Genomic DNA, 22,369 nt, shown 5'->3' on the forward strand with positions numbered 1-22,369 from the left:
CGAAAACCTGGGTCAAAGGATTGATCCTTCAACCCAGCCAGGGTTCAGGGCTTGTGCGGTCGAGCGAGGTACTCGTGGGACTGCATTTCCAGCAGACGGCTGAGGGTGCGCTGGAATTCGAACTCCAGGCGGCCACCCGAATAGAGGTCCTTGAGTTCGACCTCGGCGGACAGGATCAGCTTGACCTGGCGATCGTAGAATTCGTCGACCAGGTTGATGAAGCGCCGCGCCATGTCGTCCTTGAGCGCATCCATCTGCTCGACGTTGCTGACCAGCACCGTCTGGAAGATCTTGCCCAGCTCGATGTAGTCGTTCTGGCTGCGCGGACCGTCGCAGAGGGCGCGGAAATCGAACCAGGCGACGTCTTCGCAGGTGCGGCGGGCGCGAATCTCGCGATTCTCGATCATCAGCGGCACGTCTTCGCAGAGGTCGTTGCACTCGACGGTGAGCGAACGGAAGCTCTTGGCCATCGCGGCCTCGACCTCCTCACTCAGCGGATAGTGAAAGAGCTGGGCCTGCTCCAGGGCGCGCAGGCGATAGTCCACGCCGCTGTCGACGTTGACGATCTCGGTGTGCTCCTTGAGCAGCGCGATGGCCGGCAGGAAGCGCGCGCGCTGCAGGCCGTCCTTGTAGAGGCCGTCTGGCACGATGTTCGAGGTGGCGACCAGACTCACGCCGTTCTTGAACAGCTCTTCGAGCAGCGTCGCCAGGATCATGGCGTCGGTGATGTCGGAAACGAAGAATTCGTCGAAGCAGATCACCCGCGCCTCGTCGGCGAAGCGCCGGGCGATGATGGTCAGGGGATTCTTCTCGCCCTTGAGGGTGCGCAACTCTTCATGCACGCGCTTCATGAAGCGATGGAAGTGGGTGCGCATCTTCTGCTTGAACGGCAGGGCGTCATAGAAGGTATCGACCAGATAGGTCTTGCCGCGCCCTACCCCACCCCAGAAATACAGCCCCTTGACCGGCGTGACCGTCTTGCGCCCGAGCAGCTTGCCGAACAGGCCGCCCTTGGCCGCGGGCTCGGCGAGCAATTCGTCATAGAGGCGCTGCAGATGGCGGACGGCCTCTTCCTGGGCAGCATCGTAGAAAAACTCCGGGCGCTTGAGGTCGGCCTGGTAACGCTCGAGGGGGGTCATGGCGGCTTCTGGTCGGGTGGGAAAAAAGGGTGGTCACTGTAATGGCGGTCCCCGGCGTTGACAACGCCGGGGACCGCGGGTGCCCTTTAGGCTTCGGCCAATTGCGCCAGGGCGGCGCGGGTGCGCTCGACAAGGGCGTCACGGGTGGCGGGGGAATCGCTGGCGACGCCTTCGGCCACCACCTGATCGTCCAGCAGCAGCTGGAAGCCATTGCCGTCTCCCGCCACGACACTGGCCGGCGTCGCGACCAGCTGCTTGCTGGTGATGCCGGCGGTCTTGGCTTCGGCGAAGGGGATCGACAGCGCCAGTTCGGTGCCGTCGGTGTCGAGCAGGCGGAAACGGAAGCTATCGCCTTCACGGAAGCTGACGAAGCGGGCGGTCTTGTTGGTCTTCTTCTTGGTGCTGCCGACGGCGACCTGGGTCTTGAGCGAGCGCAGGCCCACGGCTTCGCGCAGTTCGCCGAGGAAGGGCGTGGCATCGCGGCGGGCCTTGGCGGCGCCGGCCAGCAGGATGTCTTCCAGATCGTCGGGACGGGCGATCAGCGCCGCATAGCGCTCGCGGGCCTCGCCCAGCTCGGCATCTAGTACCTCGAACAGCTGACCCTTGGCTTCGCCCCAGGCCAAACCGTCCTGCAGGGCCGCGCGGAAGGCCGCGCTCTGCTCGGGGGTGGCGAAGGCTTGGTAGAGAGTAAAGAGATGGGCGCTGTCCGGGTCCTTGGGCTCGCCGGGCAGGCGCGAATCGGTGACGATCCGGGCGATGGCGTCCTTGAGCTGCTTGGCGCTGCCGAACAACGGGATGGTGTTGTCGTAGCTCTTGGACATCTTGCGACCGTCGAGGCCGGGCAAGGTGGACACGCTTTCCTCGATGACCGCCTCGGGCAGCGAGAAGTAGTCGCGCCCGTTGCCGAACAGGTGGTTGAAGCGCTGACCGATGTCGCGGGCCATTTCCACGTGCTGGATCTGGTCGCGCCCGACCGGTACGCGCCGGGCGTTGAACATGAGGATGTCCGCGGCCATCAGCACCGGGTAGCTGTAGAGGCCCATGGTCACGCCCGCGTCGGGATCCTCGCCCTGCTCCAGGTTGCGGTCTACCGCGGCCTTGTAGGCATGGGCGCGATTGAGCAGGCCCTTACCAGCGACGCAGGTGAGCAGCCAGGTCAGTTCGGGGATCTCGGGGATGTCGGACTGGCGATAGAAGGTCACGCGCTCCGGATCCAGGCCGCTGGCCAGCCAGGTGGCGGCGATCTCCAGGCGCGAACGCTGGATGCGCGCGGGATCGTCGCACTTGATCAGGGCATGGTAGTCGGCGAGGAAATAGAAGGAGTCGGCATCGGCGGCCAGACTGGCGCGGATGGCGGGACGGATGGCCCCGGCGTAGTTGCCCAGGTGCGGGGTACCGGTGGTGGTGATGCCAGTGAGAATACGAGTGGTCATGGAGGCGCTGGGAATCCGAGAGACTAACGAGGGTCAGGCCTGCAGGCGCGGCAGGACCAGATCTTTGAGTTCGACGAGTTTGCCATGGAAGAAATGGCTGCACTCGGCGACGCGGAGCAATTCGTGCGGCTGTTCGAGCGCGGCGGACCAGGCATAGACCCGCTCAGGGGTCACCACCTCGTCGGCTTCGGGCTGGATCACCGTGAGGCGCGCCCGCTGTGGCAGGCGGCCGTCGACCGCGAAGCGCTCCACCGGCGGCGCCAGCATGAACAGCCGTTCCACCGCCACGCCCTCGCCTTCCAGGCGGCCGCCCAGGCAGGCGGCGACACAGGAACCGAAGGAGAAACCGCAGAGGGTCAGCGGCAGGTCGGGATGGTGCTCGCGCAACCAGGCCACGGCGGCCGCGGCATCGTCGATCTCGCCTTCACCGCCGGCATGCACGCCGGTGCTGGCACCAACGCCCCGGAAGTTGAATCTGAGGGTGGCCTGGCCGGCGTCCCGGGCGATGCGCTGCAGGGTGGCGACCACCTTGTTCTGCATGGCGCCGCCATGGAGCGGATGGGGATGGCAGAGCAGTACAGCGCCGGCAGGGGCGTCCGGGCTCTGGTACAGCGCTTCCAGAGTGCCCGCGGGGCCCTCCAGTAGCAGAGATTGTTCACGGGCTGACACGCTTGACTCCGTGCCCCCGGACGAACAGTGCTCATCCAAGGAGTTGATTTTGATAGGGTCGATCCTGCGCGATGCCTGAGTGCGGGGTATGATGACGCCCAGCGAATGGCAGATGACGCAACCCAGTGTACAGGCTCGCTGGTCTGCCGTTACCGTAAAGCAAAGCCGCTCATAGAGGAAGTTTCGTGGAACAGTCGCTCACTACCTGGTTGTTGCCCCTGATCGCGCTGCTGATCGGGGTCGGGATAGGTTTTCTGCTGGCGCGCCTGGTGCCGGGTGCCGCGCCGAGCCGCGTGCAGCGCCAGCTGGATGACCTGCAGAAGAAGTTCGACGACTACCAGCACGAGGTCACCAGCCACTTCAGCACCACCGCCGGCCTGGTGCGCAAGCTCACCCAGACCTACCAGGACATGCAGTCGCACCTGTCTGAAGGCGCCGAGCGTCTGGCCCAGGACGAGCTGACCCGTCAGCACCTGCTGGCCTCGCTGCACAGCGCCGAGCAGCGTTACCCATCCAGTCGCGAGCGCATCGACGGTCCGACCGAAGCGCCGCGGGACTACGCGCCCAAGGGTGACGGCACCCCCGGCACCCTCGATGAAACCTACGGCGTGAAAAGCCGCGGTTGATCGCCAAGGCCGGGGACTCCCCGGCCTTCTGCTTTCCGGCGCCCGCCCTCGTCACTCGGGACGCGACGTCCGGCCCTTTTCCGGCCCGTCATGGCATAATCCGCGGTTGTTAGAGCCTGTTCAAAGGCTCGCGAGCTAGAGCCAAACAAGGCAAAAATGGCTGAGGAAGCGGAGTTTACGAGTGGTAAATGAGCATTCCGAATGCCATTTTTAACGCCGTTTGGCCGACGCGCAGCAGACTTTGAGCAGGCTCTTAGTCTTTCGCAGGAGAACACCATGCCCGCAGCGGCCAGTGGCCTGAGCCTCTACGACATCAAGGCCTGGAATGCGATGGTAAATCAGGCGAAACCCAGCTAGCGCAAGGGCTGCAGACCGAAAACGGCCTATTCCGATAGGTCGTTTTACTGCTCGATACTTTCCTTTGCTGACGCATACTTACGCGCCAGTTTTGGGGAAGGCTTTTTCCCACCTCCGGCGTTCTGCCGACACCCAATCCCCTACCGTTTTCCCTGCAGCCAACTGACCTGGCTGCGCAGCCGATCGGCGTCCATCTTCTCGTCCACGGCCATCGCCCTGGCCGCGGCCAGCTCCTGGCGAAGGCGCTCGTTCTCCTTCTGGGTGACGTTCACCACCAGCAGCAGCTCGTGATACTTCACGTCGATCTCTCCCAGCGACGGCGCCGGGGCCCCATCACCTCCCCCGGCCATCCACTTCTGCACGCTGAGCTGCTTAAACCCTCGGACAATGCGAACCTCAGCCCACAGCTGATCGCGCTCGGCCAGCACTGTCAGCAGGTTCTGGCGCAGCCGCCCCATGATCCCGCGCATGATCGCGATCTCATCGACGTAGAGGTCGCGCTGGTTCCTGATCATCTCCAGGCAGTCAGGGTCGAAGTCATCACCCCCGAAGCTGCCGAACTCGTCGACTTGTTCCATGGCAAAGCCCAATACTGGTTTTCCATACAGTATTGAGGAGACCTAGTAGCATCAAGCCCGAGAGCGACGAACGGTAGTGGACAGCGTCGGCGTGCCGATTCCATATAGCCAGACAAGGATTCCCGACGTGCGCAACCAAAGCGCTATCAAAATTTTTTAGGAAACTGGTTGACTGGCCGATACGCCTATCAGATCCTACGCGCAAGCACGATTCAGACCTCTGGAACCACAGAAGCTTCGCGAGGTCAACCGGTAGCTGGAATAACATGCATTATTTATCCAGCTGCCGAGTAAGATTTCATAAACCAATGGAGTGAGAGGGCGCTAATTATGAAAATTGAAACCGGAGTTGGTGCAGGCTGACTTTTAGATTACCAGAAAGGGCCCTTCGGGGCCCTTTTTATTCAAAAGGGAATTGTAATGAGCAATGGTAAAATTGGTGCCGCAGCTGGTGTATTAGCGTGCCTCGTAATAACAAGAGCCATAATCAGCCTAGGCAACATTATTATACCTTTCAGCATCGATATAATTGATGCACTGGTAGTGCTTTCTGCCGCAACACTATTTGTCCTATCAGCGTATAATTTTATTTTAGAAAAATACCCAGACACTCGAGATATGCTACCCGTGTTCAGCGGGATAGTGTGGATTATAATTGTTAGCAGCTATACTATTTTAAGGTATCAGCCAACTTATCAGGCTTCCCTATCTGTTCTTGTGACCGGATCTTTCGTCGGCATGGGTTGGTGGATACAGGCAATCACCACCGCTGCAAATGCCAGGAGAAGCCATACTCTTAACATAATCATGGCATCCAGAACCAGCAGCGAATACCAGCAACAAACGAGAGCAAGCTCTAAAATTTATATCTCCTCGGTCATACCGCCTGAACTGGCCGAGTGGAAATTCAATAAGTCCAAACCGGAATATCAAGGAGTAGTCGTACCTGATGAGATAGAGGAAGCAATATCGGGAACTATTTACATCCTTAACTATTTTGAGTTTTTGGCGCAAGGTATTAGATATCGAGACTTAGATGACTGCCTTCTCAGAGAGTGCTTCTCATCTATTTTGGCGGGCATAGAGCGCCGAGGCTTTCATATCATTATCGAGTCCCAGAAAACGGACCCTAGAAACTTTGAAGGATTGATTGAGCTTTGTAAAGCCTGGAACAAAGAGTCTGTTGTAGAACGGTACCGCTCAAATCCGGACAACGCTGCTCTGGGGGTAAGATATCCTGACGACAATGAGCTGAAAAGGATATTTTCTCCACAACCCAAGGGAAAGACTGAAAAGGAAACAGCCCTGCCCTCAGCGCCATCACTAGCAACAACTGATGGACATCCAGTAGCTCCTAGCCCGACATAGCTCAGGCATGAGGATCTAATCTGAAGCTGATAACCGACAGGTATCTTGCATATCAGCTTCAGAATATGTGTACGCACTTTCACAGATCCTGGCTTTGCTTGATGAGCTTAAGCCAGTGGTTACTGGCAACTTGCTACCGCCGCCACCAGCTCCCGCTCGTAGCCGATCCGCTGTCTGCGCTCCGCCAGCAACGCCCTCACCTTCACCTCCAGACTGTCTTCCTTGCGCAGCCCCTCCGCCGCCCAGGCCGGCACCGCCGGCGACGTCACCCGGCACGGAACCTGGACCGGCACCTCTACGCGCACCACGCGCGGCTCGGGCTCGGCAACGGGCTGGCCAGCGCACCCCGCCAGCGCGACCACCATTCCCACGATGATCCACCTCATAGGCCCAACTCCTTGTCGATGATGGCTGCGGCGGCTGCCGCCGGGTCGCCCCCGGTGCGCTCCTGCTGCAGGCGGTTGGCTGCCTGATAGTCCTCGCCGGCGGCCTTGGCGGCCTGCTGCTGGATTGGCTCGGCCTCCTTGGCGCGCTTCTCGGCGGCCAGGCGGAGATCCGCCAGCGCCTGGTTCTGCTGTCCGACCTGCCCTTCCAGCGTGCTGCTGGTGGTCCGGCAGGACGCGAGGGTGCTGGCCGAGGTCTTCACGTCATCCCGCAGGCCTTCGACGATGGGCCGGTAGTGGCCGGCGGTTATCCAGTAGGCCACCCCGCCGCCGATCACTCCGCCCAGGCCGAGCAGGACGACAACGGCGACCGCGATCACGGCCGCCCTGTACTGCTCGAACACGACCATTACTGCAGGCGCTCCTGTACCAGGGACAGGTAGGGCTTCCAGAGCTCGGCCAGGGCGTCGTAGCCCGGATCGAGGAAGTGCACCCCGTCATTCGGATCGGTCATGCCGACCTTGATCTGGTCCTGGCCGGAGGCGTCCCGGGTGCCGGTGACCACCGCGGCGGTGCCCTTCACCACGATGGCGCCCGTGCAGCGCGGCAGCCAGAAGGCGTTGTGGTCCCGGCGAACCTGATCGCCAGCGCCATGCGGGCGCTTGTCGCTGTTGGCCGGCGTCGCCTCAGGCAGGAAAACGATGGGGCGCAGGCCAGCGGTGCGGAGCCCCTCCATGACACGTCCGAAGGCGCCCTTCAGCCGGCGGAGGCCCGCCGCGGTCATGCCACCGTTGGGCACGTCGTTGATCGACCAGGGCGCATAGGCCAGGATCGTCGGCCGCACCGCCGCCAGCAGGGACACCACCAGGCGGCTGTAGACGTCCGGCACCTGGGCATGCAGTCCGGCGTTCACGTACTCAATGGGGCGGTCAGGCGTCGACAGCGCCAGCACGGCACGCTGGACGGCGCCCATGTCGCGGACACTACCGCCCAGACCCTCGGGAATGCTGTCACCGCCGATCAGCACCTGGTGGCCGCGCGCGACGGTGATGTACTGAATCAGCGGAACCACCGCCTTCTCATCGCCGCCGCTGCTGTAGACGTTGGCCTGGGTGAAGGCGGGCTTGTTGGTGACGCCCTGCACCTCCTGGTTCGAGCAGCGGCACACGCGCGGGCCGGTGCTTCGCCAGTTGTAGAGGTTGTTGTAGGGCATCGAGGCGACCGAGTTGGCCGGGTACTCCATGCGCACCAGCACCAGGGGTCGGCCGGTGGTGGCATCGGTGCGCACCACGCTGGGCAGGAACACCGGATCGGACCAGGTGACGCTCCAGACTTCCTCAGCCGAGCGCGCCGCCAGATCCACAGTGGCCGCGCCGTTGAAGGTGAGGTCGATCCACTCGCCCTGCTCCGGCGCGATGGCAACCAGGTGGTTGGCGGCCGGTACAGCCGCAGAGACGCCGACGCACACCTTCACCCCGGTAACAGGAGTCGCGGACACGTTGGGGATGCCCACGCGGAAGGACATGAACTCGCCTTCCAGCTCGATCTGCAGGTTGAAGGTGGTGACGGCGGTCAGGGTCTGCTGCCGCAGGCGCCCGAACAGGCCCCGGGTCAGGACGTTGGTACCGGTGGTGGCCAAGCCGGCGAGCTTGTCACGCTCCTCCATCTGGTCGTACAGCGGGTCGAGAATACGCGGCAAGCGGCGGGGATAGGGCATGGTCCGTGTCCTTGTTGTCGGTGGGTGCAGCCGGGTGGGTGGATCAGGTGAGAACGGCCAGACCCCGGGCGGTGAGCGCGGTGCGCTCGGCCAGACCCTTGGTACCGCCGTTGATCTTCTTGGTGATGGCCACGGTGTCCTGCAGGTCGGCCAGCTGGTTCAGCCCGTTGACCGACCAGAAGTGGCCGGCGGACATGCAGGCGTTCCAGGGCAGCTCCAGCAGCTCGGGGTGATGGACCAGGTCCAGCGCCAGCGCGGTGCCGGCAGCGACGTAGTTGGCCCGGCCGGTGACCTGCAGCAGGCCGCGGCCCCGATAGGTCCAGCCGTCACCGGAGGCTTCCGGGCCGTTGCCGTTGCGGTTGGCATAGGCGTTGTTGGCGATCGCCTCAGGGCGCCGGGCCAGCTTGGCGGCCAGCTCGTTCGGCTTCAGCTCTTTGGCGCGCGGGTCGATGGCGTAGCGGCTCGGCCAGGTGTTGGCCAGGCCCTGGGCGCCGTAGTTCAGGTTTTCGACCAGGCGGGTCAGCGCGCCGGACTCGTGGCCGCACTGGGCGACGAAGGCGGCAATGCGCAGCGGGTTCTGGTCGATGGCGTAGCGATTCATGGCGGCGTTCAGCGCCGGGACGAAGACGGCCGCCACCTTGGCCGCGCCGGGCAGGATGGCGACCAGCTGGTGCTCGGTGATGGGCATGAGAAACTCCAGGCGAAAAAAATCCCGCGCAGTGGCGGGCTGATCGGGTTGGCCGTCCTCACAAGCGCGAGGATTCAGGGGATGACGGTGCTTTCTGGCGGGCGATTCCGCGCGAGCGTGAGGATTCAGCGCCGACCGTAGCGGCGCCGGCCGCCGAGGACCGGGCCCAGGTAGAAGACGGCGGCTCGCGGGCGCGCCATGCCCTCCCCGGTCCGGGCCATGCGCCAGAGGATCTGGTCGCACACCTCCTTGGGGAAGCGCTTGGTGCGGTAGAGGAAGTCGTGCATGGCGCCCATCCGGTTCCCGTAGCCGGCGATGTAGGCGTACAGCAGGACGGCAGCCAGGGCGATCACCGCGGCGACGATGGCCAGCACCACCGGCAGGCCGAAGGCGGCGCTGAAGATGCCGAACGCCACAGCGATAATGGCGCCCCAGCGGAACACCTCGCGGAGGAAGCGGATGCTGGCCAGGTCGGTGGGCGACGGCGCCGGGCAGGTGATCACGCCCACCACCGGGTCATGGAAGGAGAACACCTCCTCCACTACCCACTCCCAGCGCCCGATCTGCCGCATCAGCGGGTAGCGGTCGAACTTGCCGACGGCGGGCGTCATTTGCGGGTGGTCTTGGCCGTGCTGTCCAGCGGCGGCCAGTATTTATCGTCTATGTAGTCGGCCGGGATCGGGTCCATGGCCTTCAGCGCCAGGCCGGCGCCGACCAGCAGCGTCTTCCGTCGAACGGCTGAGCGGGTGAAGGCCAGGCATGTCTGAGCATCCATCGGCACCAGGGTCCCATCCGCAGTGCTCCAGGCGAAATCGTACTCTGGGCTGGCCCAGCGCAGATCACCGGGCTGGGCCTGGTCGATAGTGATCGCTGCCAGGGAATCGGTCATCTTGCCGAGTATGTCGTCGATCTGGCTTTGGTTCTCGGTCTGGTAGGCCTTGCCGTCGTAGACGAAGCCCATGGCAGTCCGGCGATCGCGCTCGGCATCGATAATAGGAGACATGTAGGCCAGCTCTCGGGCACGTCGCTCATCCTTCTCTTCCTGAGTCAGCGGAATCTGCTCGCGAGTGATTTCCACGATGTGGTTTTCGTAGTCCAGGTGATAGGACTCATCGCCCCACTTGAAGTCTCGACCTAGCTCACCGTCAACAAACTTCGATGGCCACCATTGGGTGTCATAAAGACCTAATGCCGGATCTACCCATGTCAGATCAAGCAGGATTTCGGGTGGCAATCCATATATAGACTCTGGAACGGGAGTTCTGGATGCAACGCCGTCTTTAACCATCAGTAGGTTTTCGTACATGACAACTCCTCAAGGCCAAAGCTCAAGATAGATGGCACTATCACCACGGTTACCGGATTGTGTGCCCGCAGGGTCTCCGGTTTCCTTCGCACCGAAACCGAATCCCTTTCCAGGGTAAAATGAGCCCTGCCCTCTGCCCTCTATTCCAAAAGGCCCATTTAAGCCGCCATCAGATCCTAATGCATTCTGGCCGTCACCATACAAGGTTGCAGCCCCGCCACCTGCAATGCCAGTTGCAGAGGTGCTGGTGCTTCCCTGCCCTCCAGAATAGTTTTTCAGACCACCGATGGGCCTTGTAGTGGTATTGAACCCATATCCTGAGTTTGGCATATATATGGAAAAAGCGGAAGAATAAGACAGATACTGGTTTCCAGACTGCTCTAATAAATCAAGCGTTTTACCAGGAATCAGATTAAATACATCTGTGATTGAGCAACCAGCTCCATTACCTCCGTAATAGGTTGATCCGGAGACAGATCCTAGCCCACCTTTACCAATAAAACTAACCCTGGCCTTTTTGTACCCGTCGGGAATCTTAAAGCTCTTGCTTGCTGTATCAGTGGCAGAGATTACGATAACTAAGACCGTCGGTGGCGGAGATGAATCTGACTTTCTAGGAATTCCTCCAAGCCCGTTCCCAGCGCGCGGAGAAAGCTGAGGGAGATTAGGGCTAGGCATCAGAAATCCGTCCATTCAATACGGAAGCAAATGCCCTGCGCGTTTGCTACCTGAGAACCCACATAAAGCTTGTCGCCGGCAGCCAGGCGGATCGGCGCTGCTTCGCTGTAGTTCGCGAACTGTGTTTCAGGCAGTGCAGCGCTGGTGGAGCCTGCAAAGCTCGGCATCGCCTCTGAGTCAATCACGCGGACCGCACCGTCAGCACCGGCAAGGAAGAGAATTAGGCTACTGGCCGAGACAGTTCCGCGAGGAATCGCCCAGATCCGCGTGACAATTGCGCCGTCAGGGCCGGCTGTGGCAATCAGGCTTAGGTTCGTCGGCGCATCGCTGGTGATGTTCGCCGCTGCAGCAGTCACGACGGCGGTACCGGTGCGGGGAGTCTGAGCGAACGGGCAGGTGTAGGTCTTGGACATGAGGTGGATTCCTTGTCAGAAGCAGAGCGCGACGGCGTGCAGTAGGCCGAGGCGGATAGGGTTGCCTGCGGCGGCTTCTGCCGCTGCCTGGGCGTCTTGCGCGGCCTTCGCCGACTTGGCCGCTGCTGATGCGTTGGCACTAGCGTTCTGGATCTCAGGAAGCACCGGATTGAGCGCGTCCAGCATCTGGTTGATCTCGCCGACCATGCCCTGCTGGGCTGTCAGGCTAGCGTCAGCGCGCGAGACGAATACCTCCTCGGTGTCATCCTGGCTCGGTGCCGGGGGTAGCGGGGTGAGTTTAGGGATCGCCATCAGTTCAAGCTCCTAACTTCAGCGGTGGCTTCGCAATACGCCGGGTTGGCGATGTTGATGCCGAGATTTTCGAAGCGGCCGACGGTGATCGTGGCCTCCATGTCCTCGGTGCCGATGTACGGACAGACGGTGTCGCGCAGCTGGTCGAGGATGCGGGTGACGCGGGATAGGTCTTCGGTTGGGATCCGGACGTCGTAATCCACCGTGCGGCGCGAGCCCCTGGCGATGATCGTCTCGTTGCCAAAGTCATCGATGTCGGTGCGGCTGTAGGACTGGATCCCCACGCTGGTGCCGTAGATGGACTCGCCGATGGTGATCAGGCGGCCCAGCACCAGGAGGCCTACCCGCGCCTGCCCGCCGGGGTTGCTCACGATGACGCGCACCGTGGCCTGGCCGTAGGCCGGGAGGTTGGTCCTGACCATCGTCTCGGCCCGGTCAATGGGCGTGAAGTAGTACTCGTACCAGTTGTTCACGCCCCGGCGCTGCTGACGGAACGTCTCGTTGTAGACCTCCTTGCCACCTGGAGCCGTCATGATGATCTGAACCGTGGCAGCCTCCATCCCGAACAGCGCAATGGAGTTCACCACCTGCCCGGGCTTGAGCGTCACATCGATCGTCTCGGCGTTGGTCGTAGCGGTACCGATGCGCCAGGTGTTGCCGGCCTTCTTGTCGAACATGCGCCACCGGCGGTTGGCACCCAGGTCCAGCCACCTCGCCGGAAGCGTCGTGTCGGCCGAGGGTGCAACCGCAGTGTTCTTCCCTGCCTCGCCCTGCCACTGCCAGATGTGGTGCGCATCCATGACCTTGTCGCCGACCGCATAGCCGTTGGTCTTGGCGGGATTCCACCCGGGGGCATCGTCCTCGGCGACGTTGCTGGTCAGCGAGGCCTCCGTCACTGGCGCGGGCTTGATGAGCTTCATGCTGTCTCCAATTTGACGCCGGTGTCGTTCTGCTGCCGCAGCTCATCCCGGGTACCGCGGGTGTGCTTGGCGATTTCGCTCAAGGCCATGCGCATGTCTCGGTTCTCCTGGCGCAGCGCCTGCAGCTCGCGAACTACCTCCGCGCTGCTGCCGCCGCCGAGCATCCGGGACGTCTCCGACGCGGTGTACACGTAGCCAGGCCGCTGGAAGTTGATGATCTCCGGGCCGCGCTCGCCCACCATGGCCAGACCGCCGGCGTAGTCCCCGCCATTGGCGAAGGCCGGGATCTTCAGCGCCGCCTCGGCCGCCTTGTCGCCGTACTGCTGGCGATAGGCGTCGATGCCGTAGACCGAGATGTAGTCCCGGGCTCCGGCCGCGATGGCCTTCTGCAGGTCGCTGGCCGAAAGCGCGCCGCTGGTGACCTTCTGCTTCCAGAAGTCCAGTCCACCCGCGTCGACGTTGCGGCCGAGCACCTGGTTGTAGATCCGGCCGATCTGGCTATCCAGGGAGGCGGTACTGCCTGCCTCGTTCTGGTTCTTCTGGCCGGCATAGGCGGCGCCCAGGGCGGTGGCGAACTGAGCCAGCGCATCCTTGACGCTGAGCACGCTGCTGTTGATGCCGTTGAGCGTGTCCAGCTGCTGCTGCGCCAGGTCGATCTGGCCCTGGAAGGCCTTCATCTGCGCGTCGTAGGCCGACTTGCCCTGGTCCAGCTGCTTGTTCAGCGTCTCCAGCGTGCGCTGCTCCACCGACAGCTGGCCGCCGGCGGCCTTGTTGAGCTCGTCGATGAGGTTGGCAGCCCGGCCCTGGTCCCGCGCGAAGTCCTCCCAGTTGCTGTAACGGTCGGCCGAGTTGCCGGTGACCGCGTCCAGCGCCTGATCGAGACCCTCGAAGTTGGCCAGCGATCCGCCCGCCTTCGCGATGGCCGCCGCCGTCTCCAGCGTGGCACGGCCCTGCTGATACAGCATGGCAGTCGCCGCGTCACTCTGGCCCAGCAGCTGCTTCAGCGCCCCGCCCAGGCCACTGGTCATCGAGGTCAGGCTGCTGATGATGTCGCCCGACGCCGAGATCCGAGCGTTCAGCGCATTGACCTGGGCGTTGTAGCTTTCGGTCAGCGCGTCCTGCTCGCCCTTGATGGCGCTGGTGATGGCAGACATCGCCCGCTGCGCGTCAGACGCATAGGCCTGCTGCATCGCATCGGCGTAGCTGATTTTTGCTTGCCGGGCTGCTTCGAGCTGCTGAGCCGCTGCGTCTGCTGCTGCCTTGGCTGCCTGACTCTGGGCATCGGCCAGGGCCTGCTGAGCATCCGCGGCCTCCTTGGCGCGGCGTTCGAGCACGTCATACACCGATGCCGCAGCGCCCGATTGGCCGAGCAGGAAGCTCAGTGTTTTCTGGCCGGCGTCATAGCTCACATCCATGGACTCGACGAGCTTGCGATACTGCTCGCGCGTGTCGGGCAGCACCAGGTTGAACGCCTCGAACTGCTTGCGCAGCGCGGCCAGTGCATCGTCCTCGCGTTCAGTCTGCGAGAAGAAGCCCTGGTAGTAGCTGTTCACGTTGGCGCCGAACTGCTCCATGCCACCAGCGAACTGGCGCAGGGCGTCGGCTGCATAGGCGCTGGCCGGGCTCAGCTTCAGTGAGGTGACATGAATCTGGTCCAGGCCGGCATTCACCGCCACCAGGTTGTTCAGCAGCGACGTCAGTCCGCTGAAGGTCAGCCCCTCACGGAACTGGCTGCCGGTGGCCACGTTGAGCTGGTCGGTGATGCTGTCGAAGGTGTTGTTGAACCAGTCGTTGATCAGCCCCTGGACCTCTTCCGAGGTCTTGTCTTTGGTGCTGAACGTCGTGGTTGCTACTTCCAGGCCGTCGATCGCGCTTTCAGTCAGCTCGATCCCGAACTGCTTGTAGACGTTTTCTATACCCAGGAGACCTGCGTAGTACGTGGCATCCAGCGCGTTCTGGTTGTCGTCCTCCAGATCACTGTAGCGGGTGCGCTTCTTGTTCTTGCCGAACAGGCCGCCCTTCTTCTTCTGGTATTCGTACTGCTGGGCATCCAGCTCTCCGCCAGACACCCCGAGCACCAAACCGGTGTCCTTGGTCTGCCAGTCACCGCCCCACAGCGATCCACCCACGGTACCGCCGAGGAACGCGCCGATAGCGGCCCCGATGGCGGTCCCGATAATCGGGATCACCGAGCCAATGGCAGCGCCCGCGTAGGCGCCTGCCACGGCACCGCCCGCGCCAGTCACTGCGCCTTTGACGCCCGCCTGCTGGTAACCCATGAGCGCGCCGCCGATGCCATAACCCACGGCGCCGATGGCGGACAAGCCAGCATTCGCCGCAGTGCTACCAGCAGCCGCCCCGGTACCCGCGTAGCTCGCGCTGCCGACTCCGCCTTGGACAAGGCTCTGCCCATAGCCAAAGCCAGTACCCGCGGCATTTCCAATCGTATTAGCGCCGACGGTGGCCGCACCATTGCCGACAAGATTGCCAACCGCAGACGCACCGTAGTTGTAGAGCCCGGTGAACCCGCCGGTGCTGTAGGCATTCCACAAGTTCGCGCCGGTGCCAGTGATGAAGTTGTAGGCTCCGGTGCCGTAGTTGTAGAGGTCGGAGAGGTTGAACCCGCCCGATCCGGATCCGCCAATCCCAAAGATCCCCTTGTTCTGCGAGGCAGAAAGCCCCCCTACCCCCATGGCTGCACCGATCTGCATGATGATCGGCTTGGTGATGGCCATGTGAGCCAGTTCGGCCAGCAGTTGTTTGAAGCCGTCCTTCAGGTTGGCCGCAAAACCATCGAAGCCCTTATCAATGTTCTTCCAGGCATTGGCGAAAGCATCATCAACGCGGTCAACCGCACCTTCGGTGAATTGCCCCCAGGCGGTGGCCTTCGCCTTGTTCTGCTCATACTCCAAACCCAGGAGGCGGATTGTCTCGCGATACTGATCAGCCTTTTCGGGGTTGCGCTCCATTGCTTTGGTGAGCGCGTCCAGCTCCTTGGAGTAATCGCGCAGCAGCTTCACCTCCGGCTGGAGGCGATCCATGATCCCCTCAACCGACGACAGCTGCTGGCTGAGTTTCAGCGCTTGGTTGCGCTTGCCCATAGCCTCGAGATAGGCCGCGGTCTCCTTATCCAGTGCCTCAGCGTTGCGACCGGCCAGGATCTCGGACTTGGCCCGCTCAAGGTTATAGGCCTCGAGCGAAGTCACGCCCTGGAGCGTGGCCACTCCCTGGGAGATGAGTGCGGCCGTCTCAAGCTGCAGGTCTCGAGTCGCTTTATTGATGTCCCGGCGCGCCTCGGCATCCATCTGGGCCTTAACCGCTGCCGTGACTTGCTCACGGGCCCCAGCGCCGGTTTTGAGCAGCTCTTCCTCGACCCGCTGCTGAAGCGTCAGGTCATAGAGGCTGTCCTTCCCGGCCGCATATGCATCCGCCAGACCCTGGGCCTTGGTGGTGGCAATGTCCGCCTGGCTCTGGAAATCCGCCAGGGCCTTGGCCTGGTTCTTCACCAGGGTCTCGGCCTCCTTGGTGGCGCTGTTGCTGTCCTTGGTGGCTTGGGTGGCGGCCTGGTTCGCGGCCTTCTGCTTATCGATCGCGGCGGCTTGGTCCAGGATCGCCTTCTTGTCGGCGTCGTTGAGCTCCTTGTGCTCGGAGATAAAGCGGTTCGCGGCCTTCACCGCATTGCCGTTGTCTTCCAAGCCAGCGAGGGTCTTGTCCAGGGTGGCCAGGTAGGTCTTGCCCGCCTCGCTCATCTCGCCAGAGGCCACAACCGCAGCAGCACTACCCCGCTGCATCTCAGTTCTCAAGGTGCCGATCTGGTTCTGAAGGGTAGTCGCGACGCGCGTGGTGTTGTCGAAGACGCCGGCCTGTACGCGCCAGCCATCCATGGCGTCCGCAGGCAGCCGGAAGCGAGTGGACAGGTTGTCCAAGACGGTAGACAGCGGCTGCCCGTTGTCCTTAGCCGCGCGCAGCATGGTCTCGAACTCGCCCGCGACACGCCCGCCAAACCGGCTCGACAAGGTGCGTTGAACCGAGGAGGACAGGTCGTCGAATGCCTGGCCTGCCTGCTTTGCAGCATCGCGCTGATCAATGGCCAGCTGCGCCAATCCCGCGGACTGCTGGTCCTTGGTCAGGGTCTTGAATTTCTCGCTCAGCGACTTGACCCGGCCCTCCAGCACACCCAGATCGGTCTCAGCCTTGTGGGCGCTCGACCCCATGGTGATGAAGGCGGCGCCCACGCCGACTGCCAGAGCCAGCATGCCAGCAGGCCCGCCAAGCATGCCTGCCAGAGCACCTGCTGCACGCGAGAGCAGACCCTTCGCGCTGGCTGCTTCTTTCTGAACAGCGATGTTCGCGGCGGTGGCCGCAGTGTCCTTCGCCATCGCCATAGCTGCAGCATTGCTCGCAACGGCCAGGGATTCCGATGCTTTCGCCGATGCTCGCTTGGCCTTCTCCAGGTCCTTTTCAACAACGGCCAGAGCCGTCGAGTAGCGCGCGGCTTCCGCAGTACCTGCTGCGAGCTGGGTCTGGTAGGCCAGTTGATCCCGGCCGGCACTGAGGCTGGCCACACGCGCCGCGGTTTCCGCCTGCAGTGCTTGTGCAGCGGTGACAGTGGCAGAGGCTTCTCGCAGGCGTGCAGAGGCCGCCTGTGCGGAAGCGGCCGCCTCCTCGACCTTTGCCAGGCTCGCAGCCTTGCTGGCCGTGACGCTGTCCAGCATGGCCTTGGTGGCCTGATAGCCGGACGCTACGGCTTCCAGTGCGTACTTGGCGAACGCTGCTGCCAGCTTTCCGCCCAGAGCCGCGGCGAGGATGTCGACGTTCTCAGCGAGGAAGCCGATGGTCTGCCCGATCTTCTCGGCTGCGCCGTTATCGCGCATGTTGGCCAGCTTTTCGTTCACCGCCTCAATGCCAGGCAGCAGCCCGATCGTCACCTGGCGAGAGACACCGGACAACGTGGCTTCAAGATCGCTGAAGGACTGCCTTGCCTTGATCAGGCGCTCAATGTTGAGCGCGTTGATGATCAGGCCGGTGTTTTGCGCACGGTCCCCGAACTCGTTGAAACCTGCGCCGGCGTTCTTGAGCAGCGGCGCAAGTGCGGAGGCCTCGTCGGCCACCTGCTCCATGTAGCTGATGATCTGCTGCTGACTGACACCCGCCTTTTCGAGGGAGGTGTAGTAGAGCTGCAGCGCTTGCGGGCCAGATAGGTTTTTGAAGGCGTCAGCCGTCAAGCCAACCTTGGGAGCGATCTCCTTGAAGAAGTCAGCCAGCTCGCCGCCGCCGCGACTGACGAACTCGCCCACACGGTCCGTGGTGTCCTTGAAGATGTCGGCCAGCTTCTCCTGCTCGATGCCGACAGACTTCGCGCCGTAGGCGTAGCGCTGGAACTCCTCCACCGAACTGTTAGAAAGGTTCGAGAGGTTCCGAACCTCCTTGGCATAGTCCATGGTGGACTTGGTCAGCCCGACCAGGCCAGCGATGGACCCAGCTGCGGCCAGGTTGCCAGCGCCGATCGACGAGAAAGCACCAGTGACGGCTTCCTGCAGAGTCCGGGCATTCCTGCCCACGCGATCGAAGGCCTGGTCGACGGTACCCAGGTTGCGGTCAATATTGCCGCTTGTCTTCGCCACAGCTGCTTCGCCGCGGTTCAGCTCCTGGATCATCTGGGCAGCGGTCGCCTCCAGGCGCACCATCATCCCTAGATCGTCACGTTCGGCCATTTACCTTTCTCCAGGCGAAAAAAAACCCGCCGGAGCGGGTCTTGGATTAGTCAGAATCTATTTTGATGAGGCCTGGACCTTCCTCCATACCTCGGAGAAACCTTTCAGCGAAATCTTGCCGTCCTTGCTGTTGAGACGGACAACGGCCTCATTACCCGACAGCATTGCTGAGAGCGCCTGGCCGTCGATATCGAGTGAGTTGCAGATGCCAGGGTGCATCTTGGTATCAAGCTGGATCGGCTTCGCGCCGTCCACGGAAATCATGCTGCCGTCGAAGTCGCAGCCAGGCCAGGCGGCGCGGCCCAGATCCGAAGAGGGGGCCAGGGCGGCTATCTTTCCATCGAACACCTCAATCCCGAACACCAGATTGTTGGCGTTCAGCGGTGCCATGTAGCCGGCGCGAGGCTTGTACTGCATTGCTGTGAAGATCCGGACATGAGTAGAGGCGTCCATGTCGTCGCTCAGCTTCCTGAAGTACCAGTCACCGACCCTCTGCCACCCCGGGTAATCAGGTAAGGCCTTAGGGCCAGCTACTGGCGCAACCGGAGGCGTATAGGCAGGTACCGGTTTGTAGCTGTTTCCCGCACACCCGGCGAGAAACAGCATTGGAATTATCAGCAGCGCTTTCATAACTATCAGCTCCATGCTAGGAAATCTGATACTAGCAGCCCAGCCGACAATTCCCAGCGCACCTACGCCCCCTTCCGAGCAGCAGCCGCGGCGCGCAGCCCGATCTTGATGTCATGGGCGCTTTCCTTCTGCGCCTGCTCTCCCTCCGGGGCAACTCCGAAGGGGCTCGTCGTCCTAATGAAGTCTATCTTTCCTTCCCACGCCATCAGAATTTCGGGCACCAGGGCGTCCCACGCTTCACGCGGAACCCATCCGAGCGCACCGGTCGCGATCTTGAACAGATCCGCCCAGTAGCTACCGTCGCCTGACCGCTTTATTCGTTTCCCGACTCAGCCTCGGCCTCGATCTCTTCGGGAGACTTGGCGGCGGGGTTGAGCAGCGCTAGCAGGTAGGGCGTGACTTCGGCGGCGATGTTAGCGGTGCCAGCCTGGATCACCTCCCACTCCAGAGCCTCGACGTCCTTTTGCTTGGTGGACAGACCGGCGCCGAAGGTGATCACAGCAGAAACGGCCTGAGGCGACATGCGCTGCACGCTCTGGAGTGCATTCACCAGGCCGTTGAAATGGGTGTCGATGAGCTTGACGGCCTTCAGGTTGAACTTCAGTTCGAATTTTTCTTCGCGGACTACAACGAAGGTATTGCCGTGGTCGATGTTGGTCATGGGTCAATCTCCGAAAGGATGCAGGAAAAAGAGAGCCCCAGCGTCCCGGGGCCCTGGAGAAAGCAACGGATCAGGCCGAGCCAGTGGTCTCGAAGATCTCGCTGTTGATACCGACGTTGAAGCTGCGGCGCAGCACGTCGCCGTTCTGGATGTTGGTCTTGCGGCTCGACATCACCTTGCCGACGAAGTAGTCGACTTGGCCGTCAACGTAGGTGACCTGGAACGGGTAGTTGTAGCGGCTGCGGTTCTTCTGGGCGGCAACCATGGCCACCTGGCCGGCGTCGCCTGCATCCAGGGCCACGGGCAGCGCCACGGTGCCGGCGTCGAATGCGCCCTTGAGGTGGCGAACGCGACCGTCGGAGAGACCGGTGAACGAGACGTCAGCCGCCTCATCGCCGTAGTCGCCGATGTTTTCGAGCTCACCGACTTGCACGTAGGTGATGCCCTTCAGCTGGGTGATGGCTGCGGCCGAGTCCTTGGGAAGGTCCGCGGTGAGGATGGGGCCGATGGCAAAACGAGTGCCGGCGCCGGTATTGATGGACATGGGTATGCCTCCATTGGCATGGATAAAGCCGCAGCGCGGCGGGGGTGGTGGTGCTAGTTCTGGGTGATGACCTGGACGGTCACGCTGCCCATGTACGTGACGCCATCGGCGTCTGGGGTGCTTTCGGTAGCTGTCACGCGCAGCGAAACAGCCCGCCCCGCCTCCAGGGTCAGGGAGACCTCGTGCAGCGCCGCATCCACTTCGCTGTTGATGCGCTTCACCTCGGCCTGGCCGGGGTAGTCGGACCAGACACTCAAGTACAGAATCCGCAGATGCCTCCGGCGTCCCTGGACGGGACTGCGGTCACTGCCAACCTCTCGGCCGATCGTGACGTAGGGGTATGGGGTTTCCTGCGGGACATAGTCGAAGACTGGGACGCTGATCTGGCCTGACAGCCGCTGATAGATCGCTTTCTGCAGCGCGCTGGAGACGTCAGTTACTTGAGCCACTGCGGCCTCCTTGTCCGGCGCGCTCCAGGGTCTGCCGGATGGCGCCCCGGATGATGACGAGGATCTCGTCTCGGTTGATGTCGTAGGACGGGCGCAGCCAGGGATGAGCCGGCCGCGCCGGGATGTCCGGGTACAGCCCGAAAAAGTGACTGCCGTCGGTCTTCATGGTGGAGCGGCGACTGCGCCCACCCGATCGCTTGGTCCCGGAGTAGCCCTTCGTGCCGCGCTCCAGAAACCGCACATAGAAAAACTCGCGCGCATGCTTCTTGCCGCGGATGCCTATCTGCGCGTCCAGCCCAGACTTGGAGACGAAGGCCTCCAGAGCGTTGGCGGCGTCGCCAGTGTCCTTCGGTATGAACTGCCGCTGGGACTCCAGCACCAGGTTGGAGGCCTCCTCCATGCCGCCGCGCACGTTGCTCTCGACGTTCTGGCTGATGGCGCGCAGCACCTTCCGGAGCTTGAAGTCACCCTGGATCGAGCTGCGTCGGGCCATGGTCAGGCCTTGGCGTCAGCCGCGGCGGCTTCCTTGTCGGCCTTGGTGGTGGACTTGGTCTCCTTGACCTCTTCCACCCAGCCAAGCTCTTTCAGCTCAGCAGCCTTATCGGCGGGAAGGTCGAACTCGTCGCCGATCTCCTTCGGGCCTTTGGGGGTCGACAGTTCTGCGAGTGCACGGACTTTCATTGGTCGATTTCCTCAGTGGGGCGGACGGACACCTGGCGCAACTGCTCTTCCAGCAGGGCGTCCAGGTGGCGGGAAAGCCGATCAGCCAGATAGCCTTCGGCGGACTTCAGGAGCTCCACGGTCGAGGCGATCGCCGACTCCAGTTCGTAAGAGACGGTTGCCTGCAAGGTGCCGGTGATCAACTCGCCAGCGATGGGCGTCAAGCTCATGGGGTCTTCCTCATAGGTACAGGGAGGGTCGAACACAGCACGCGAAACATGCTGATCAGGTTGTCGGGCAGAACGGCCTCGACGATGTAGGTGGTGGAGCCGTGGACGATGCGGTGCCCTGCCTTCAGGTCAGAGCGCGGGCGCATGGTGATCTCGACGGTGACCGTGGCCTGCAACTGCTGGGCGACCGGCGAGGTGCGGCCGGATGGGCTATCGATGCCCGCCCAGGCCTTGCCGTACTCGACCCAAGTCTTGCGACCACCGCCCATGCCGTCGCTCTGCTGGATCTCGCTCTGCAGCGATACCCGATGGCGTAAGGGTCCGACTCTCATCAGAAGCGCTTCCTATACCAGAGCAGCCGGTCGACGGCGAGCGGGACTGCAGCAGGCGCGGCGCCTATTACCACGGCCTCGCGGTTGGCGTACCAGTGGCCGACCAGCAGGAGCATGGCCTGTTCGACGTCCTTGGTGAGCAGCATCTGCTCCGGCCCGGTGGGGTTGGCCTCCACCAGGGTCCGGTCACAGTGCTGCTCGACGTATGCCGAGGCGGCAGCGAGATACCCCTGGATCAGGTCATCCTCATCGTCGTGGTCGACGCGCAGGTGGAGCTTCACCCGGGATAGCTCGATCATCACTAGGCCTCTTTCTTACCGCGGGTTCTGGGCTTTTCCACCACCACCGGCTCGGGCTCGGGCTCGGGCTCGGGGATGGGCTCGGGGATGGTGACCACCGCCGGAGCAGCGTCAACGTCCTCGGCGAGTTCCAGGCCGATCAGCTGCTCGGCGATCTCGTCCATCACGGGGCGGGTCTCGCCCTGGTCGAAGTTGCCGGCGTGGTAGTGGGAGAACTGACGCAGCGCGCGAATCGTCTTCATCGTGGTGTCGGGGCAGTTTCC

At 62.6% G+C, this 22,369-nt stretch carries 27 protein-coding genes; 2 read left to right on the plus strand and 25 right to left on the minus strand.

Annotation, left to right across the window (positions count from 1 at the left end):
- Window positions 1-44 precede the first annotated feature (44 nt).
- From zapE to V6W80_RS17025, 3 genes are all read right to left on the minus strand, one after another.
- A complete protein-coding gene (gene zapE / locus V6W80_RS17015) occupies window positions 45-1,139 on the minus strand; it encodes a cell division protein ZapE (protein ID WP_017640912.1) in 1,095 nt (364 codons plus the stop codon).
- Between the two features lie 86 nt (window positions 1,140-1,225).
- On the minus strand, window positions 1,226-2,572 hold the full coding sequence (locus V6W80_RS17020; protein ID WP_338544880.1) for a tryptophan--tRNA ligase: 1,347 nt from the start codon (window positions 2,570-2,572) through the stop codon (window positions 1,226-1,228).
- A gap of 33 nt (window positions 2,573-2,605) precedes the next feature.
- A complete protein-coding gene (locus V6W80_RS17025; RefSeq protein ID WP_338544881.1) occupies window positions 2,606-3,241 on the minus strand; it encodes an alpha/beta hydrolase in 636 nt (211 codons plus the stop codon).
- 185 nt (window positions 3,242-3,426) lie between these two features.
- Here V6W80_RS17025 and V6W80_RS17030 point away from each other — a divergent pair, with 185 nt between their 5' ends.
- A complete protein-coding gene (locus V6W80_RS17030; protein WP_064307427.1) occupies window positions 3,427-3,867 on the plus strand; it encodes a YhcB family protein in 441 nt (146 codons plus the stop codon).
- A 497-nt stretch (window positions 3,868-4,364) separates the two neighbouring features.
- Here the strand turns inward: V6W80_RS17030 and V6W80_RS17035 are convergent, their stop codons facing one another.
- Window positions 4,365-4,802, minus strand: a complete 438-nt coding sequence (locus V6W80_RS17035) for a hypothetical protein (protein WP_338544882.1) — start codon at window positions 4,800-4,802, stop codon at window positions 4,365-4,367.
- Window positions 4,803-5,222: 420 nt separating this feature from the next.
- Between V6W80_RS17035 and V6W80_RS17040 the strand changes: the two genes are divergently transcribed.
- The gene (locus V6W80_RS17040) at window positions 5,223-6,170 is read left to right on the plus strand and encodes a DUF4760 domain-containing protein (RefSeq protein ID WP_338544883.1); all 948 of its coding nucleotides are present in this window, start codon (window positions 5,223-5,225) and stop codon (window positions 6,168-6,170) included.
- Between the two features lie 119 nt (window positions 6,171-6,289).
- Here V6W80_RS17040 and V6W80_RS17045 read toward each other — a convergent pair whose 3' ends face one another.
- From V6W80_RS17045 to V6W80_RS17145, 21 genes are all read right to left on the minus strand, one after another.
- Window positions 6,290-6,556, minus strand: a complete 267-nt coding sequence (locus tag V6W80_RS17045; RefSeq protein ID WP_338544884.1) for a hypothetical protein — start codon at window positions 6,554-6,556, stop codon at window positions 6,290-6,292.
- Window positions 6,553-6,963: a hypothetical protein gene (locus tag V6W80_RS17050; RefSeq protein ID WP_338544885.1), complete on the minus strand. Its 411-nt coding sequence runs from the start codon at window positions 6,961-6,963 to the stop codon at window positions 6,553-6,555. Before V6W80_RS17050 ends, V6W80_RS17045 begins: the two co-directional genes overlap by 4 nt.
- Window positions 6,963-8,270, minus strand: a complete 1,308-nt coding sequence (locus tag V6W80_RS17055) for an SGNH/GDSL hydrolase family protein (protein ID WP_338544886.1) — start codon at window positions 8,268-8,270, stop codon at window positions 6,963-6,965. The genes V6W80_RS17050 and V6W80_RS17055 overlap by 1 nt, the downstream gene beginning before the upstream one ends.
- Window positions 8,271-8,313: 43 nt before the next feature.
- Complete coding sequence (locus V6W80_RS17060; protein WP_338544887.1) at window positions 8,314-8,958, minus strand: glycoside hydrolase family 19 protein; 645 nt, start codon at window positions 8,956-8,958, stop codon at window positions 8,314-8,316.
- Window positions 8,959-9,083: 125 nt separating this feature from the next.
- The gene (locus V6W80_RS17065; protein WP_338544888.1) at window positions 9,084-9,569 is read right to left on the minus strand and encodes a hypothetical protein; all 486 of its coding nucleotides are present in this window, start codon (window positions 9,567-9,569) and stop codon (window positions 9,084-9,086) included.
- Window positions 9,566-10,264, minus strand: coding sequence for a hypothetical protein (locus V6W80_RS17070; RefSeq protein WP_338544889.1), 699 nt, complete (start codon window positions 10,262-10,264; stop codon window positions 9,566-9,568). The genes V6W80_RS17065 and V6W80_RS17070 overlap by 4 nt, the downstream gene beginning before the upstream one ends.
- A 9-nt stretch (window positions 10,265-10,273) precedes the next feature.
- The gene (locus V6W80_RS17075; RefSeq protein WP_338544890.1) at window positions 10,274-10,942 is read right to left on the minus strand and encodes a hypothetical protein; all 669 of its coding nucleotides are present in this window, start codon (window positions 10,940-10,942) and stop codon (window positions 10,274-10,276) included.
- A complete protein-coding gene (locus tag V6W80_RS17080) occupies window positions 10,942-11,355 on the minus strand; it encodes a hypothetical protein (RefSeq protein WP_338544891.1) in 414 nt (137 codons plus the stop codon). Before V6W80_RS17080 ends, V6W80_RS17075 begins: the two co-directional genes overlap by 1 nt.
- Window positions 11,356-11,370: 15 nt before the next feature.
- Window positions 11,371-11,667 (minus strand): hypothetical protein, encoded by a 297-nt coding sequence (locus V6W80_RS17085; RefSeq protein WP_338544892.1) that lies wholly within the window; start codon window positions 11,665-11,667, stop codon window positions 11,371-11,373.
- On the minus strand, window positions 11,667-12,587 hold the full coding sequence (locus V6W80_RS17090) for a hypothetical protein (protein ID WP_338544893.1): 921 nt from the start codon (window positions 12,585-12,587) through the stop codon (window positions 11,667-11,669). The genes V6W80_RS17085 and V6W80_RS17090 overlap by 1 nt, the downstream gene beginning before the upstream one ends.
- The gene (locus V6W80_RS17095) at window positions 12,584-18,301 is read right to left on the minus strand and encodes a hypothetical protein (RefSeq protein ID WP_338544894.1); all 5,718 of its coding nucleotides are present in this window, start codon (window positions 18,299-18,301) and stop codon (window positions 12,584-12,586) included. Before V6W80_RS17095 ends, V6W80_RS17090 begins: the two co-directional genes overlap by 4 nt.
- A 57-nt stretch (window positions 18,302-18,358) precedes the next feature.
- Complete coding sequence (locus V6W80_RS17100; protein ID WP_338544895.1) at window positions 18,359-18,931, minus strand: hypothetical protein; 573 nt, start codon at window positions 18,929-18,931, stop codon at window positions 18,359-18,361.
- A 313-nt stretch (window positions 18,932-19,244) separates the two neighbouring features.
- Entirely contained in the window at window positions 19,245-19,592 is a 348-nt protein-coding gene (locus tag V6W80_RS17105) for a hypothetical protein (protein ID WP_338544896.1), read from the minus strand.
- Between the two features lie 70 nt (window positions 19,593-19,662).
- Window positions 19,663-20,136 carry a phage tail tube protein gene (locus V6W80_RS17110; protein WP_314586570.1) on the minus strand — a complete coding sequence of 158 codons (474 nt, stop codon included), beginning with the start codon at window positions 20,134-20,136 and terminating at the stop codon, window positions 19,663-19,665.
- Window positions 20,137-20,189: 53 nt separating this feature from the next.
- Window positions 20,190-20,585 (minus strand): DUF3168 domain-containing protein, encoded by a 396-nt coding sequence (locus tag V6W80_RS17115; RefSeq protein ID WP_338544897.1) that lies wholly within the window; start codon window positions 20,583-20,585, stop codon window positions 20,190-20,192.
- A complete protein-coding gene (locus V6W80_RS17120; protein WP_338544898.1) occupies window positions 20,569-21,078 on the minus strand; it encodes an HK97-gp10 family putative phage morphogenesis protein in 510 nt (169 codons plus the stop codon). Before V6W80_RS17120 ends, V6W80_RS17115 begins: the two co-directional genes overlap by 17 nt.
- A 2-nt stretch (window positions 21,079-21,080) precedes the next feature.
- On the minus strand, window positions 21,081-21,266 hold the full coding sequence (locus tag V6W80_RS17125; RefSeq protein ID WP_338544899.1) for a hypothetical protein: 186 nt from the start codon (window positions 21,264-21,266) through the stop codon (window positions 21,081-21,083).
- The gene (locus tag V6W80_RS17130; RefSeq protein ID WP_338544900.1) at window positions 21,263-21,475 is read right to left on the minus strand and encodes a hypothetical protein; all 213 of its coding nucleotides are present in this window, start codon (window positions 21,473-21,475) and stop codon (window positions 21,263-21,265) included. The genes V6W80_RS17125 and V6W80_RS17130 overlap by 4 nt, the downstream gene beginning before the upstream one ends.
- A complete protein-coding gene (locus tag V6W80_RS17135) occupies window positions 21,472-21,807 on the minus strand; it encodes a phage head closure protein (RefSeq protein WP_338544901.1) in 336 nt (111 codons plus the stop codon). The genes V6W80_RS17130 and V6W80_RS17135 overlap by 4 nt, the downstream gene beginning before the upstream one ends.
- Entirely contained in the window at window positions 21,807-22,106 is a 300-nt protein-coding gene (locus V6W80_RS17140) for a head-tail connector protein (protein WP_338544902.1), read from the minus strand. The genes V6W80_RS17135 and V6W80_RS17140 overlap by 1 nt, the downstream gene beginning before the upstream one ends.
- A 2-nt stretch (window positions 22,107-22,108) precedes the next feature.
- Window positions 22,109-22,348: a hypothetical protein gene (locus tag V6W80_RS17145; protein WP_338544903.1), complete on the minus strand. Its 240-nt coding sequence runs from the start codon at window positions 22,346-22,348 to the stop codon at window positions 22,109-22,111.
- Window positions 22,349-22,369 lie beyond the last annotated feature (21 nt).

The sequence above is a fragment of the Pseudomonas benzopyrenica genome (assembly GCF_036884265.1).
GTDB classification, from domain to species: domain Bacteria; phylum Pseudomonadota; class Gammaproteobacteria; order Pseudomonadales; family Pseudomonadaceae; genus Chryseomonas; species Chryseomonas benzopyrenica.